This is a genomic window from Dermacoccus nishinomiyaensis, assembly GCF_900447535.1.
Taxonomy (GTDB): Bacteria; Actinomycetota; Actinomycetes; order Actinomycetales; family Dermatophilaceae; genus Dermacoccus; species Dermacoccus nishinomiyaensis.
This window is the reverse complement of sequence record NZ_UFXX01000001.1, coordinates 812,019-826,420: the sequence shown is the minus strand read 5'-3', so window position 1 is coordinate 826,420 and position 14,402 is coordinate 812,019. Positions and strand designations below refer to the sequence as shown.

Genomic DNA, 14,402 nt, shown 5'->3' with positions numbered 1-14,402 from the left:
AATGTGCGTCATGAAAGTCGTGCAGATGCACATTACTCATGCAGTCGGCCCGGGCTGGCCGACTCACCACTGGTGCAGCTGGTCCGGGCTCGTCGAGTCGCTCCGGGGCAGGTGGCAACAGGCCGGGGGCACCGGCTTGCCCGTGCGATCGAACACTCCGCCACGGCGGGTAACATGGTGGCAACGACGTTCGAGCCGTCATCAGCGGCGAGTCCCCGGAAGAACAGGTTGCGCACACCGCGAGCGCACCCCAGTAGAACCGGGCGGGAGTGGCCCGTCACAGCCGGCATGAAGCGGTCATGTCGCTCCTCGTGCGCCCGCCACCGGGCGAGAGCGCGGGTTCGAGATGGCAAGCAAGGTGGTACCGCGGCCACCCGGCACACGCCGGCGACGTCGTCCTTGCTCGACGATCTGACGCGCAAAGGATGCCACCATGACCTACCCCAAGGTCGACCTCACGCGAGAGCACGCGGCAGCGACCCCCGATGACGCAGCGGGAGCGGCCGCCACGACCCCCGGCACCGGCGAGGCGTTCGGCATCCCCAAGGGCGTGCCGAGCAGCCCGAACTTCCCGTCCATCGAGAAGGCCGTCCTCGACTACTGGCGGCGCGACGACACGTTCCAGGCCTCGATTGAGCAGCGCGACGCCGGCGAGAACGGCGACAACGAGTTCGTCTTCTACGACGGCCCGCCCTTCGCGAACGGCCTGCCGCACTACGGCCACCTGCTGACGGGTTACGTCAAGGACCTCGTCCCGCGGTACATGACGATGCGCGGAAAGCGCGTCGACCGCGTCTTCGGCTGGGACACGCACGGCCTGCCCGCCGAGCTCGAGGCGATGCGCCAGCTCGGCCTCAAGACCAAGGACGACATCCTCGACATGGGGATCGAGAAGTTCAACGACGCCGCGAAGAAGAGCGTCATGAAATACGCCTCCGACTGGGAGGACTACGTCACCCGCATGGGCCGCTGGGTCGACTTCGAGCGCGGCTACCGCACGTACAACTCGGGCTACATGGAGTCGGTCATCTGGGCGTTCAAGTCGCTCTACGACAAGGGCCTCATCTACGAGGGCCTGCGCGTGCTGCCGTACTGCTGGAACGACGAGACGCCGCTGTCCAACCACGAGCTGCGCATGGACGAGGACGTCTACAAGAACCGTCAGGACCCGGCGGTGACGGTCGGTTTCACGCTCGAGACGGGGGAGAAGGCCCTCATCTGGACGACGACGCCGTGGACGCTTCCGAGCAACCTCGCCGTCTCCGTCGGCCCGGACATCGACTACGTCGTCGTCGAGGCCTCCGGCCCGACCGGCAGCGACGAGAAGTACGTCATCGCCGAGGCGCGCCTCGCGGCCTACAGCAAGGACCTGTTCGGCGAGAAGCTCGACGCCGACGCGCTTGCCGCGAAGGTCGTGCGTCGCATGAAGGGCTCCGAGCTCGTCGGCCTCACCTACACCGCGCCGTTCACGTACTTCCTCGACGACGAGCGCGTCGTGGGCAAGGCGTGGCGCATCCTGTCGGCCGACTACGTCACGACCGACGACGGTACGGGCCTCGTCCACATGGCTCCCGCGTTCGGTGAGGAGGACAAGGCCGCGACCGACGCGGCCGGCATCCCCGTCGTCGTGCCCGTCGGCCCCGACGGCCGGTTCACCTACCCGGTGAGCGACTACGAGGGCATGCAGGTGTTCGACGCGAACCCGCACGTCATCGACCACCTCAAAGCGGCGACCAAGGGCGACATTGCGAACGCCGGGCACGCCAGCGACGGCACCGTCCTCGTGCGCCGCGAGAGCTACGACCACTCCTACCCGCACTGCTGGCGCTGCCGTCAGCCGCTCATCTACATGGCGGTGAGCTCCTGGTTCGTCGAGGTGACGGCGATCAAGGAGCGCATGCTCGCGCTCAACGAGGAGATCGACTGGGTGCCGGGCAACGTCAAGCACGGCCAGTTCGGCAAGTGGTTGGAGAACGCGCGCGACTGGTCGATCACCCGAAACCGCTTCTGGGGCAGCCCCGTTCCCGTGTGGAAGTCGGACAACCCGGAGTTCCCGCGCCTCGACGTCTACGGCTCGTTCGAGGAGATCGAACGTGACTTCGGCGCCTTGCCCCGCAATGCTGACGGCGAGGTCGACCTGCACCGTCCGTTCGTCGACGAACTGACGCGCCCCAACCCCGACGACCCGTCGGGGAAGGCGACGATGCGTCGGGTCGACGACGTCCTCGACGTCTGGTTCGACTCGGGCTCGATGAGCTACGCGCAGGTGCACTACCCGATGGAGAACGAGGCGTGGTTCGAGAACCACTTCCCGGCCGACTTCATCGTCGAGTACATCGGTCAGACGCGCGGCTGGTTCTACACGCTGCACATCCTCGCGACGGCGCTGTTCGACAAGCCCGCGTTCTCCTCCGTCATCTGCCACGGCATCGTGCTCGGCAGCGACGGGCAGAAGATGAGCAAGTCGCTGCGCAACTACCCGGACGTGTCCGAGGTGTTCGACCGTGACGGCGCCGACGCGATGCGCTGGTTCCTCATGTCGAGCCCGATCCTGCGCGGCGGCAACCTGTCCGTCACCGAGCAGGGCATCCGTGACGGCGTGCGTCAGGTCATGATGCCGCTGTGGAACGCGTACTCGTTCTTCGCGCTCTACGCGAACGCCGCAAACGGTGGTGAGGGTTACGACGCGCAGTGGTCGACGGCGTCGAACGACGTGCTAGACCGTTACCTGCTCGCCAAGCTGCACGACTTCGTCGCGCAGGTGCAGACGCAGATGGACGCGTACGACATCGCGGGGGCGTGCGACAGCGTCCGCAGCTTCCTCGACGTGCTGACGAACTGGTACATCCGCCGCAGCCGCGAGCGGTTCTGGGGCACCGGATCGTCCGCGAGCACGGGCACCGAGCACGAGGCGTCGAGCAACGAGGCGTTCGACACGCTCTACACCGCGCTCGAGGTCGTGACGCGCGCCGCGGCGCCGCTGCTGCCGTTCGAGACCGAGCAGATCTGGCGCGGCCTGACGGGCGGACGCTCGGTGCACCTCACCGACTTCCCCGTCGCCGACGACCTGCCCGCGGACGCCGACCTCGTCACGGCGATGGACCGCGCCCGTGAGGTGTGCTCCGCGACGCTCGCCATCCGAAAGGCCGAGAAGCTGCGCGTGCGCCTGCCGCTGGAGTCGGTGACGTTCGTCGGTGAGAACCCGCACCCGTTGGAGCAGTTCGCCGATCTGATCTCCGACGAGGTCAACGTCAAGAACGTCGTGCTCGCCGACTCGGCGAACGTCGACGCGGATGCGCTCGGCGTCAGCCGGCGCCTCACCGTCAACGCTCGCGCGGCCGGCCCTCGGCTCGGCAAGAACGTGCAGGAGGCCATCAAGGGCAGCAAGTCCGGTGACTGGTCGCTGGGCGCCGACGGCGTCGTCACCGCCGGTGGGCTCGCGCTCGAGGAGGGCGAGTACACGCTCGACATGGTCGTCGACACCGAGAAGGCCGGCGCCGACACAGCCGCCGGGATGCTGCCCGGTGGTGGCTTCGTCGTCCTCAACACGCAGGTGACGCCGGAGCTCGCCGCCGAGGGCCTCGCGCGCGACGTCGTGCGCGCCGTCCAGCAGGCCCGGCGCGACGCCGGTCTCGACATCTCCGACCGTATCTCGCTCACCATCACCGGTGACGACGAGGTGTGGGCGGCGACCGTCGCGCACCAGGACCTCATCATGCGTGAGACGCTCGCGGTGCAGTTCGGCTCGGCGGGCACGCAGCACCAGCTGCCCGACGGCGTCGGCACGAGCGCCGAGGTCGGCGACAAGCAGCAGGTGCGTATCGTCGTGAAGAAGGTGGAGAACAAATGAGCGACCAGCGTCCGCGCGACGAGAACGACTACGACGGCGACGGATTCGACGGCGCCGACGTCAACGAACACCTCGTCGAGGGTGAGAGCCCGCGCGACGGGTACGCGACGTTCGGCATCCAGGGCGAATCGTTCGGGCACGCGAACGAGGAGATGGATCTCGACGAGTACGTCGCCGAGCACGTCATCGGTGACGGCTCGGCCGGCCCGGGCGCTGAGACGGGCGACGCCGCCGACCCCACGGAGCGCGCCCTGACGACGGGCATCGTCGGCGACAACCTCGTGAGCAAGAAGGCCCAGCGCAGCGGCGACCCCCGGGCCGCCGCTCGCGAGGCCGAGGAAGCTGCAGCGCTGCGGCTGCGGGCGCGCGAGATCGAGGACGAGATCCTCGCGCGCACCCCGGAGAACAACCCCGAACCGTCCCTCGAACGTGTGCGTCGCGCGATGGAACTGCTCGGCGACCCGCAGACAAGCTTCCCGATGATCCACCTCACGGGCACGAACGGCAAGACGTCGACGACCCGCATCGTCGAGCGGCTCGTGCGCGAACACGGTTTGAAGACAGGGCGGTTCACCTCACCGCACCTGCACGACTTCCGTGAGCGCATCAGCCTCGACGGCGAACCCGTCGACGTCGAACGACTCGTGCGCGTGTGGGACGACATCGAACCGTTCATCGCGATGGTCGACCACGAGAGCACGAGCAACGGCGGCGTGCGGATGACGTACTTCGAGGTCGTCGTCGTCCTCGCCTACGCCGTGTTCGCGGACGCGCCCGTCGACGTCGCAATCGTCGAGGTCGGCCTCGGCGGCGCGTGGGACGCGACGAACGTCGCCGACGGCGTCGTCAGCGTCGTCACGCCCGTGGCGCTCGATCACCAGCGGCTGCTCGGTGACACGGTCGAGGACATCGCGCACGAGAAGAAGGGCATCATCAAGCCCGGCGCGTTCGCCGTCGTCGCCGCGCAGGTGGCGGAGGTCGACGAGATCCTGCGCGAACAGTGCCTCGAGGTCGACGCGACGATGCTGCGCGAGGGCGACGCGTACGCCGTCACCGCGCGCGAGGCGGCCGTCGGCGGGCAGATGATCTCCGTCAAGGGCCTCGCCGGTGAGTACGACGACCTCTTCCTGCCCCTGTTCGGCGCGCACCAGGCACACAACGCCGCGACGGCGATCGCCGCCGTCGAGGCGTTCCTCGGGGGAGGAGAGACGAAGATCGACGACGGCGTGCTGCGCGCCGCGCTCGACGCCGTCACCTCGCCCGGGCGACTCGAGGTGGTGCGGCGCTCGCCGACAGTCCTCGTCGACGCCGCGCACAACCCGGCCGGCGCGCAGGCACTGCGTGAGGCGCTCGCGGATTCCTTCCAGTTCAACCGCCTCGTCGGGCTCGTCGCCGTGCTCGCCGACAAGGACGCCGAAGAGCTGCTGCTCGCGCTCGAACCGACGCTCGACCACGTCGTCGTCACGCGCAACACGTCGCCGCGCTCGATGGATCCGCGCGAACTCGGCCAGCTCGCCGCCGAACTGTACGGCGACGATCGCGTCACCGTCGTCGACAGCCTGCCGGACGCCCTCGACCGCGCGGCGGCCCTCGCCGACGACGAAGGCGTCGGAGGTGGCGTCCTCGCGACGGGCTCCGTCGTCACGGCCGCGGACGTGCGCATGCTGCTGGGGGTGACGTCGTCATGATCGCCGAATGGATCCGCCGCCTCCGCTTCACCGGCGTCGGCGAGAAAAAGACGCGACAGCTCGCGGGCGCCGTCATCGGCTGCCAGGCGTTCGTCCTGTTCTTCTTCGCGCTCGTCGCGTGGGGCCTCGACCACTCCCGACACCCCGACGGTGGCGGCAACGCGACGACGTTGCTCTGGGTCGGCATTGCGCTGGCTGTGCTCTGCCTGTATTCCAGCGCGTCGATGCGCAAACCGCTCGGCATTCCGTTGGGATGGGTGCTGCAGGCAGCGACGCTGCTCACCGCGTTCGTCGTCCCGTCCATGCTCGTCGTCGGCCTCATCTTCCTCGCGCTGTGGATCACGGCGCTCGTACAGGGCGACAAGATGGACGAGCTCACCCGTAACTTCATGAGGGAGTATTCATGAACTGGCTCGAGGCCGTCGTCCTCGGCATCGTGCAAGGGCTCACCGAGTTCCTGCCGATCTCGTCGTCGGCGCACCAACTGCTCGTCGGTCGCGTGTTCTTCGACAACGACGGCGGCGGCGCCGCGTTCACCGCCATCAACCAGCTCGGCACGGAGACGGCCGTCCTCGTGTACTTCTGGAAGGACATCGTCCGCATCATCAAGGCGTGGTTCGGCTCGCTGCGCGGCCACGTCGCGAAGGACGACCCCGACGCGCGGATGGGCTGGCTCGTCATCATCGGCACCCTGCCGATCGGCATCCTCGGCATCCTGTTCAAGAGCGCGATCGAGGGCACGCTGCGCAACCTGTGGATCACCGCGACGATGCTGCTCGTCTTCGCGCTCGTCATCATGCTGGCCGATGTCGTCTCCGACAAGCGCGTCGAGGAAGGCCATCACGAGAAGGGCCTGGACGAGCTGACGTGGGCCGACGGCGTCAAGTACGGCTTCTTCCAGGCACTCGCCCTCATCCCCGGCGTCTCGCGCTCGGGCGGCACCGTCGCCGGTGGTCTGTTCATGGGCTACTCCCGACCCGCCGCGGCTCGCTACTCGTTCCTGCTCGCCATCCCGGCGGTGCTGTCGTCCGGCCTGCTCGAACTCATGGACGTCATCAGCAAGGGCAAGGATCACGACTCCGGCAGTTGGGGCATGATCGCCATCGCGACACTGCTCGCGTTCGGTGTCGGCTACGCCGTCATCTCCTGGTTCATGCGATACATCTCGACGCACAACTTCCGCCCGTTCGTCATCTACCGCATCGCGCTCGCACTCGTCGTCTTCGGGCTGCTCGCGACCGGCACGATCGACGCCGCCGTCAACTGAGCGATCCACGCGCCCGCCGCGACGAACGGCATTCATGATCTGCCCCCGACCTTCGATAGGTTGGGGGCAGATCCGCACTCTCTGCCTGGAGGACACCATGACCGCACAGCTCGAACGCTCCCTCGTCATCATCAAGCCCGACGGCTACCGCCGCGGCCTCACCGGCGAGGTGCTGCGCCGCATCGAAGCGAAGGGCTACACGATCGCCAAGCTGCAGGTGACGGAGGCGACTCGCGACCAGCTCGCTGCGCACTACGCCGAACACGAAGGCAAGCCCTTCTACGAACCGCTCGTCGAATTCATGAGCTCCGGCCCCATCGTCGTCGCCGTCATCGAAGGCAACGACTGCATCAAGGGCTTCCGCTCCCTCGCCGGCGCCACCAACCCCACGGACGCGGCCCCCGGATCCATCCGCGGCGACCTCGGCCGCGACTGGGGCCTCAAGGTGCAGCAGAACATCGTCCACGGTTCCGACTCCACCGAATCCGCCGAACGCGAGATCGCGATCTGGTTCTGACCTTCCCTCGCTGTGTCTTCCGGTGAGCGACACAGCTTCGGGCGGGATGACGGACGCCGCCTCGACCGCTCACCTCGCACGCTCGGTGTCCGGCCGGGGCGGCGTCCGTCATCCCGGGCCCGCGTTCGCGTGGATCGAGGGTCGATTCCGGTGAGGCGCTGATCGGATGCGCATGCCACCGAGCGAGGATCGGTGTGCGGTGAGGCGTTGACTGCACATCGGGCTCACCCGGACGGCAGTGGGCAGGGGGTGGGGCTCAGCGCGCTGCCGCGCACGTGACGCAGCGGGTGGCTGTCGGGCGAGCCTCGAGACGAGCGTCCGGAATCGTCGCGCCGCAGCGTTCGCACACACCGAACGTTCCCGTGTCGACGCGTGCGAGCGCAGCGTCGATCGCAGCGAGTCGGCCACGTCCCTCGTCAGCCAGCGACGAGACCTGCGCCCGGGCGACGGCGACCGTCGAACCCTCCGGGTCGTGCTCGTCGTCGATGTTCGCATCGCGCGCCGACTCGACGATGTCGGCCCAACTCTCATCCAACCCCCGCAGGCGAGCCACCGTCTCCCGACGTTTCTCGACCAGCAGCGCGCGAGCAGCGTCCGGGGTCATGCCCCCATCGTACGGTCACCGTCGGCCAACCCGCCACGGCACCGGGACGAGCGACAGTGGGCCGAGCTGCACCGCAGTGCGTCGCGTCGGGACGGGGACGCCTCAAGACGACCGCCGCGTCACGCGCCCCGTCGAAGCGCCACGCAGGCACGCCGGGCGTCACCGCTGCGGCGTGCGCTGCCGCAGCGCCGCGAACACGTCGGCCTTCTCGCGGGGAAACTCCTGGCCCACCGAACGTCGCGGGCCGGGGGCGCAGGTGCCAACGTGCACTCACCCGCTTCGCGCCGGAGACAACCGACGTTGACGAGCTCGCGGCGCAGATACGCATGGTCCTCGTGGACCTCAGCCAGCATCCGCGACACCTCGGCCTCCGGGTACGCTCGACGCGGTTCGAAACGCGTGACGAGACGAGGAGCACGGCCATGCGCTTCGTTCGCTTCGTGGGGATGGTGCGCAGGCGGCTGTCGTCGAAGAACTGACGAGCCGACTTCCCCAGAGCCGTCGGGATGATGGGGTCCTGGGCGAGAGGGCTTGGCGCGCCGTTCGGGATGGGGGACGCCGCCCGGTCGGTCGGAGGCTGTTCGATCGCAGGCTGCGTCCGCGTCAGTTCGGTGCGTGCCTGCAGGTAGGTCGCGTCAGACGCGGCCATCCGGGCGCGCACGAACTTCTTGAAATCGGCATCTCGGGTCATGTCAATCGCTTTCGCGCGTCGAGAACGCCCCAGCCGCACGACGCGTCAGGCGCATGCTGCGGGAGATGATCCGCCTGAGAATCCGCTTCCCTTCGCTCCGACGCATCCGGGCTGAGGCCGGGCGTGAGCTGGGCGCAGGCGGCGCCACGGTCATCGTGCCGTGCCGGCGCGGCGCGGCGCCCGGCCAGCGAATTTGCGTCCGCCCCTTGCTCGGCGAACGGCGGCACCCAGACAACTTTGAAATACTCACCCGGTGCTCGGACGACTGAAGACCCCCTCGCGTGATCTCGCGATCGACCTCGGGACCGCGCACACGCTCGTCTACGAGAGCGGGCAGGGCATCGTCGTCGACGAACCCAGCGTCGTCGCACTCGACGCGGCGACCGGCGACCTGCTCGCCGCCGGCCACGACGCCAAGGAGATGCTCGGACGAGCCCCCGGGCGCGTCTCCGTCGTCCGCCCCCTCGTCGGCGGCGTCATCAGCGACGCCGACGCCGCCGAGCGCATGCTGCGCTACTTCATCGCCCGCTCGCGACCCTCCCGCCTCATCCGCCCACGCGTCGTCGTCTGCGTCCCCTCGGAGGTGACCGGCGTCGAACGCCGCGCCCTCGAGGACGCCGCGATGCGCGCCGGCGCGCGCCACGTCGACGTCATCGAAGAAGCCGTCGCCGCCGCAGTCGGCGCCGGGCTCAACGTGCAGGCCACGCAGGCGTCGATGGTCGTCGACATCGGCGGCGGCACGAGCGACGTCGCCGTCACGAGCCTCGGCGGGGTCGTGCGCTCACGCTCCGTCCGCCTCGGCGGCCACGAACTCGACGACGCGATCGCAGCCCACCTGAAGAACGAATACGCGCTGCTGCTCGGCGAACGCACCGCCGAACGCATCAAGCTCGACGTCGGCAGCGCCTTCCCGCTCACCGAGGAACTGACGTGCGAGGTGCGCGGACGCGACCTCATCGGTGGGCTGCCGCGCAGCGTCACCGTGACGAGCGTCGAGATCCGGCGCGCGCTGGAACCGACCCTGCTCGCGATCTGCGACACCGTCCGCGCCACCCTCGACGCATGCCCGCCGGAGCTGGCCGGCGACATCCTCGACACCGGCATCGTCCTGACCGGCGGGGGAGCGCAGCTGCGCGGGCTCGACGTGCGCCTGCACCACGAACTCGCCGTTCCCGTCCGCGTCGCCGCCGACCCGGCGAACGCCGTCGTCCTCGGCGCCGGTGCGTGCGTCGAGAACTACGACCTCATGCGTGGGCTGCTCATGCCCGTGACGCGGTGAAGAACCCGCGCCGGGCGCGAACAAGGTCGACGTCGTCACCGACGGCGAGATCCGGGCGCGGGGGGCGATCGGTTCGGCGGTCGTCGGGTGAATTCGGTGCTGCCCCGCCGCGACGCGACCCGCACCGCCGCGGCCGACTCGTCGCGGTGGCCGTGCTCGCCGTCCTGCTGCTCGCGCTCACCGCCTCACCCGCGCTGCGCGCACGGGGTCAGCACTTGACCTCGGGTGCGCTCGGTGCGATCGCCGGCTGGGTGACCCCCCGCGACGACGCGTTGCGCGAGGCGAAGGAAGCGCGCATCCGCGCCGAGGCGCGGGCCGCCGCCGTCAGCGACGCCGACCACGTCGTCGACGAGGCTTCGAAGCTGTCGCGCTCGTTCGCCGCGTCAGGACGCGACGTCGTGACAGCGCGCGTCGTCGCGTTCACGCCCGCGACGGCGGCCGGTGACGCCCGGCGCGTCCAGATCGACGCGGGCCGGGACGCCGGGCTCGAGACGGCGCAGGCCGTCGTCGCGGCCGGCGGGCTCGTCGGACGGGTCACGGCGGTCGACGAGCACGCCGCGACGGTCACGCTCATCACTGACCCGGCGAGCGTCGTCGGAGCGCGCCTCGAACCGGGCGGCACGCTGGCCCGCGTCAGCGGAGCGGCGCCCGACGGGGTGGCCGCGCGCGCCGAGGGATCCGTCAGTCTCGTTCTCGCGGCGGGCGGTTCGGCGACGAAGGGAGCCCGCGTCGTCACCGCCGGCAGCCCCCAGGGCCGGCCGTACCCGGCGGGGTTGCCCATCGGGACGGTCACCTCGATCGACCCCGACCGTGGCCGCCTGGAGCGCAGCGCCACCGTCCGCCCCGCCGTCGACCCCAGCAGCCTCGACGTCGTCGGCGTGCTGCGCCCGCGGGCGTCGCGATGACGAGCGCCGAACAGCGCGTCCTCTTCGCGCCCGAACCGCTGCGCGAGCCCGCGACGATCCTCGCGCGCCCGTCCGCGCTCGCCGCGACGCGGGCTCTGTGGACGCTCGGCGCGGGCGTCGTCGCCGTCCTGCTGCCCCCGCACCTGGGCCAATGGGTGGCGTGGCTGGGCGCGCCGCTCGCGGTGAGTGTCGTGCTCGACGCGGGGGCGCTCGCCGCGCTCGGCTGGCTGCTCGCCGGGCTCGTGCTCTCCGTCGTGCTGCCGCCCGGCGGCGTCGACATCGTCGCGCATGCGGCGGCGATCATCGCGACCGTGCTCGTCCTGCGACGCCTGCGGGTGGCCGCGACGGTGAGTGCCTGGTCGGCTGCGGCGCTCGCCGCTCTCGCCGTCCTCGTGCACGACCTGACGCTTGTCGCACTCGCCGCGACACAGAGCGGCCGCGTCGGCGTCGCCGTCCTGCCGCTGCTCGTGCGTGTGGTAGTCGGCGGCGTCATTGGCCTCGCCGTCGTCGGGCGCTGGAACCGCTGGGCGGCTCGTGAACGAGCGCGAGGCCGGGCATGAGGCGGCTCGCGCGGCTCCGTCGTCGCGTCGGCTCGAGGCCGGAGCGACGTGCCTCTCGTGGCCATGCCGTGCCCGGGCGCCGCCGTCAGGCCAGCCGGCCACGAACCGGTTCGCGTGCCGCGGGTGGCCGACGCGCCACGCTGGGGCCGTTTCTCCTGCCGGAACGCATCGGTTCTCGGCGAGGTACGGGTGGCACCTCGGCGGCCCAACGGCGCCTCGCGATCTACCTCGTCCTGACGTTCGTCGCCGCGATCGTGCTTGTCGGACGCCTGGCCCAACTGCAGCTCGTCGACGCTCGGGCGAACCGCGCGGCCGCCGATGCGATGACGACGCGGGCCGCCGTCGTCCCGGCCGTGCGCGGACGCATCCTTGCCGCGGACGGCAGTGTGCTCGTCGGCAACGGCTCCACGACGACGCTGACGATCACGCCCGACCAACTGCGCCGTCCGGAGAACGCTCATCGCATCCTGAGCCGCGTCGCGCACGCCATCGACCGCCCCGTCGCCGACCTTGAACGGCGCACCGCGACCTGCGGCACGAAGGGCGCCGCGCCGGCACCGGTGTGTTTTTCCGGTCAGCCGTTCGAGCCCGTGCCGATCGCCTCGGATGTCCCGACGGAGGCCGTCAGCGGCATCCTCGAACAGCCGGAGCGCTACCCGGGCGTCGCGGCGACGACCCGCCCCACACGCACGTACGGCCCGAGCGGCAGCTCGCTCGCGCAGGTGCTCGGCTACCTCACGACGACGACGGCGGACGACGTCACCGCCGCGCGCGAGGCCGGCCGCGAAGCTCCCGCGACGACGGCGCTGCTCGGGCGCGCGGGCCTGGAGCAGCAGTACGACACGCAACTGCGCGGCCGCGACGGACGCCGCGTCGTGAGCATCACGCCGACGGGGGAGGCCGAGCGCGTCGTGGCGGACGAGGCGCCGACGAACGGCGCCGATGTGCGCACGAGCCTCGACCCCGGGCTGCAGAAGTCCGCGGCCGACGCGCTCACGAAGGGGATCGCCGCGGCCCGTAAGGGCGGGTCGAAGGCCGATTCGGGTTCCGTCGTCGTCATGGATGCCGATTCGGGTCAGGTGGCGGCGCTGACGAACCAGCCCACCTACGACCCGAGCGTCTGGAACGGCGGCATCACCCAGGCCGAGTGGGACACGTTGACGCGCGGCGGCTCCGACCCGCTCTCGAACCGTGCGGTGACGGTGGCAGGGCCGCCGGCGTCGACGTTCAAGGCGGTGTCGCTGTTCGGGGCGGCCGCGGCTGGTGTCGACCCGAAGGGGGCGTACGACTGCCCGAGTTCGCTGCGCATCGGCAACCGCACGTTCACCAACTTCGAGTCGGAGGCGCACGGTCGCATCGACATCCCGACGGCCCTCGAGGTTTCCTGCGACACCGTCTTCTACCGCTGGGCCTACCGCAGCTGGCTCGACGCAGGCGGGGCGAAAGCCTCCGTCGACGCACCCGACGCGTTCGCCGCAGCCGCCCGCACGTTCGGCTTCGGTGCCCGCACCGGCGTCGACCTGCCCGGCGAGGCGAGCGGCGCCGTCACCGACCGGGCGCAGAAGCGACGCGACTGGGAGGCGACGCGCGCCCAGAGCTGCGAGCGCGCGAAGCGCGGCTACCCCGAGGTCACGGACAAGGCGCGGGCGGCTTACCTGAAGCAGGTGGCGCAGGAGAACTGCACGAGCGGGTACGTGCTGCACGCCGGTGACGCGGTCAACCTCGCGATCGGTCAAGGCGACGTCAGCGCAACGCCACTGCAGATGGCGGCGACGTACGCCGCGGTGGCGACGGGCGGCACACGCGTGACGCCGACGCTCGTGCCCAACGCGACGTCCGCGCAGACGGAGACCACGAGCCTGCACCTCGACCCCGCGATGCTGGCCGTCGAGCGCGACGGTCTCGCCCGCGTCCTGCGCTCGGGGACGGCGTCGGACGCCTTCGCCGGGTTCGACCTCGCCCGCTTCCCGATCAGCGGCAAGACCGGCACCGCCGAGGTGTACGGCAAGCAGGCGACCGCGTGGTTCGCCTCTTACATGCCCGAGCCAGTCGCGGGGCACCGCTACGTCGTCGTCGTGCGCGTCGACCAGGGCGGCGAGGGCGGACGCGTGGCGGCACCCATCGGGCGCGCTGTGTGGGATGCCATCGCACGTCGGGGCGCCTGAGGCGGGCGCGGGGTTCGGTTTCGCGCTCGGCGCGACGAGCATGTTCGCCTCGGCGATCCTGACGGCCGGCATCGGCCCGTGGCTGCCTTACCAGATGCTCGGTGCGAGCTGGGTCGCGCTCGGTGCCGGCCTGTTGCCGTGGCGGCGCGGGCTGCGCTGGCCCGCCGAGCTCGCGCTGCTGTGCGGCTACACGGCGTTCGCGTCACTCGCGTACGGCTTCGTCCTCAACATGTCGTTCTGGCCGTTCTCGACGACCGGCGACCCCGGCATCAGCCCCGTCCCGGGGCGCAGCTTGCGACAAACCTCGCGCACTTCGTCGCGTTCAGCCTCGCCACGTCGCTGGGCTGGGATCTGGGGCGCGTCATCACGAACGTCGCCCTCGTCCTGGCCGTCGGCCGGCCCGTGATGACGGCGCTGCGACGCGCGTCGCGCCGGGCCGCGTTCGAGGCCCGGGGCGAGTTCGTCGATTAGGCCGCCACCTCCTGCCGCTGATAGCCTGAACGAAGCCGTAGACCGGCCGCGGATCGAGAGCGCCCCAGTGAACAGGCCTGGGAGCACCGCGCAGCGAGAGTTCAAAGGAGTCAGGTATGCCCCTGGACGTTGAAACGAAGAAGAAGATCATCGCCGAGTACGGCACGTCCGAAGGCGACACCGGCTCGCCCGAGGTTCAGATCGCCCTGCTGACGCAGCGCATCAAGGACCTGACGGAGCACTCGCGCACGCACAAGCACGACCACCACAGCCGTCGTGGTCTGCTCCTGCTCGTCGGTCAGCGCAAGCGCATGCTGCGTTACCTCGAGTCGGTCGACATCGAGCGTTACCGCTCGCTGATCAAGCGTCTCGGCCTGCGCCGTTGATCGCATTGATCACCATGAT

General features: G+C 70.3%; 12 protein-coding genes and 1 pseudogene. 11 read left to right on the top strand and 2 right to left on the bottom strand.

The features are described from left to right. Positions 1-433: 433 nt before the first annotated feature. From ileS to ndk, 5 genes are all read left to right on the top strand, one after another. On the top strand, positions 434-3,850 hold the full coding sequence (gene ileS / locus DYE07_RS03875; RefSeq protein ID WP_115296387.1) for an isoleucine--tRNA ligase: 3,417 nt from the start codon (positions 434-436) through the stop codon (positions 3,848-3,850). Further along, complete coding sequence (locus tag DYE07_RS03870; RefSeq protein WP_115296386.1) at positions 3,847-5,538, top strand: bifunctional folylpolyglutamate synthase/dihydrofolate synthase; 1,692 nt, start codon at positions 3,847-3,849, stop codon at positions 5,536-5,538. The genes ileS and DYE07_RS03870 overlap by 4 nt, the downstream gene beginning before the upstream one ends. Continuing rightward, positions 5,535-5,945 (top strand): DUF4233 domain-containing protein, encoded by a 411-nt coding sequence (locus tag DYE07_RS03865; protein ID WP_074046029.1) that lies wholly within the window; start codon positions 5,535-5,537, stop codon positions 5,943-5,945. The genes DYE07_RS03870 and DYE07_RS03865 overlap by 4 nt, the downstream gene beginning before the upstream one ends. After that, on the top strand, positions 5,942-6,805 hold the full coding sequence (locus DYE07_RS03860) for an undecaprenyl-diphosphate phosphatase (RefSeq protein ID WP_006944409.1): 864 nt from the start codon (positions 5,942-5,944) through the stop codon (positions 6,803-6,805). Before DYE07_RS03865 ends, DYE07_RS03860 begins: the two co-directional genes overlap by 4 nt. Positions 6,806-6,902: 97 nt before the next feature. Next, on the top strand, positions 6,903-7,322 hold the full coding sequence (gene ndk / locus DYE07_RS03855; protein ID WP_006944410.1) for a nucleoside-diphosphate kinase: 420 nt from the start codon (positions 6,903-6,905) through the stop codon (positions 7,320-7,322). A 256-nt stretch (positions 7,323-7,578) separates the two neighbouring features. Here the strand turns inward: ndk and DYE07_RS03850 are convergent, their stop codons facing one another. Further along, complete coding sequence (locus DYE07_RS03850) at positions 7,579-7,926, bottom strand: TraR/DksA family transcriptional regulator (protein ID WP_006944406.1); 348 nt, start codon at positions 7,924-7,926, stop codon at positions 7,579-7,581. A gap of 119 nt (positions 7,927-8,045) precedes the next feature. After that, a pseudogene (locus DYE07_RS15325) lies at positions 8,046-8,321 on the bottom strand (DUF2087 domain-containing protein); the annotation flags it as partial. 549 nt (positions 8,322-8,870) lie between these two features. Here DYE07_RS15325 and DYE07_RS03835 point away from each other — a divergent pair. The 6 genes from DYE07_RS03835 to rpsO all read left to right on the top strand — a co-directional run bounded on the left by DYE07_RS03835 (position 8,871) and on the right by rpsO (position 14,383). Further along, positions 8,871-9,896, top strand: coding sequence for a rod shape-determining protein (locus DYE07_RS03835; protein ID WP_074040534.1), 1,026 nt, complete (start codon positions 8,871-8,873; stop codon positions 9,894-9,896). Between the two features lie 146 nt (positions 9,897-10,042). Further along, the gene (mreC, locus tag DYE07_RS03830) at positions 10,043-10,801 is read left to right on the top strand and encodes a rod shape-determining protein MreC (RefSeq protein ID WP_074046026.1); all 759 of its coding nucleotides are present in this window, start codon (positions 10,043-10,045) and stop codon (positions 10,799-10,801) included. Further along, complete coding sequence (locus DYE07_RS03825) at positions 10,798-11,361, top strand: hypothetical protein (protein WP_074046025.1); 564 nt, start codon at positions 10,798-10,800, stop codon at positions 11,359-11,361. The genes mreC and DYE07_RS03825 overlap by 4 nt, the downstream gene beginning before the upstream one ends. Before the next feature lie 68 nt (positions 11,362-11,429). Continuing rightward, complete coding sequence (locus tag DYE07_RS03820; RefSeq protein WP_172462936.1) at positions 11,430-13,526, top strand: penicillin-binding transpeptidase domain-containing protein; 2,097 nt, start codon at positions 11,430-11,432, stop codon at positions 13,524-13,526. Next, positions 13,501-13,932, top strand: a complete 432-nt coding sequence (locus DYE07_RS03815) for a hypothetical protein (RefSeq protein ID WP_062257519.1) — start codon at positions 13,501-13,503, stop codon at positions 13,930-13,932. The genes DYE07_RS03820 and DYE07_RS03815 overlap by 26 nt, the downstream gene beginning before the upstream one ends. Positions 13,933-14,113: 181 nt before the next feature. Beyond that, a complete protein-coding gene (rpsO, locus tag DYE07_RS03810) occupies positions 14,114-14,383 on the top strand; it encodes a 30S ribosomal protein S15 (RefSeq protein ID WP_006946370.1) in 270 nt (89 codons plus the stop codon). Positions 14,384-14,402: the final 19 nt, after the last annotated feature.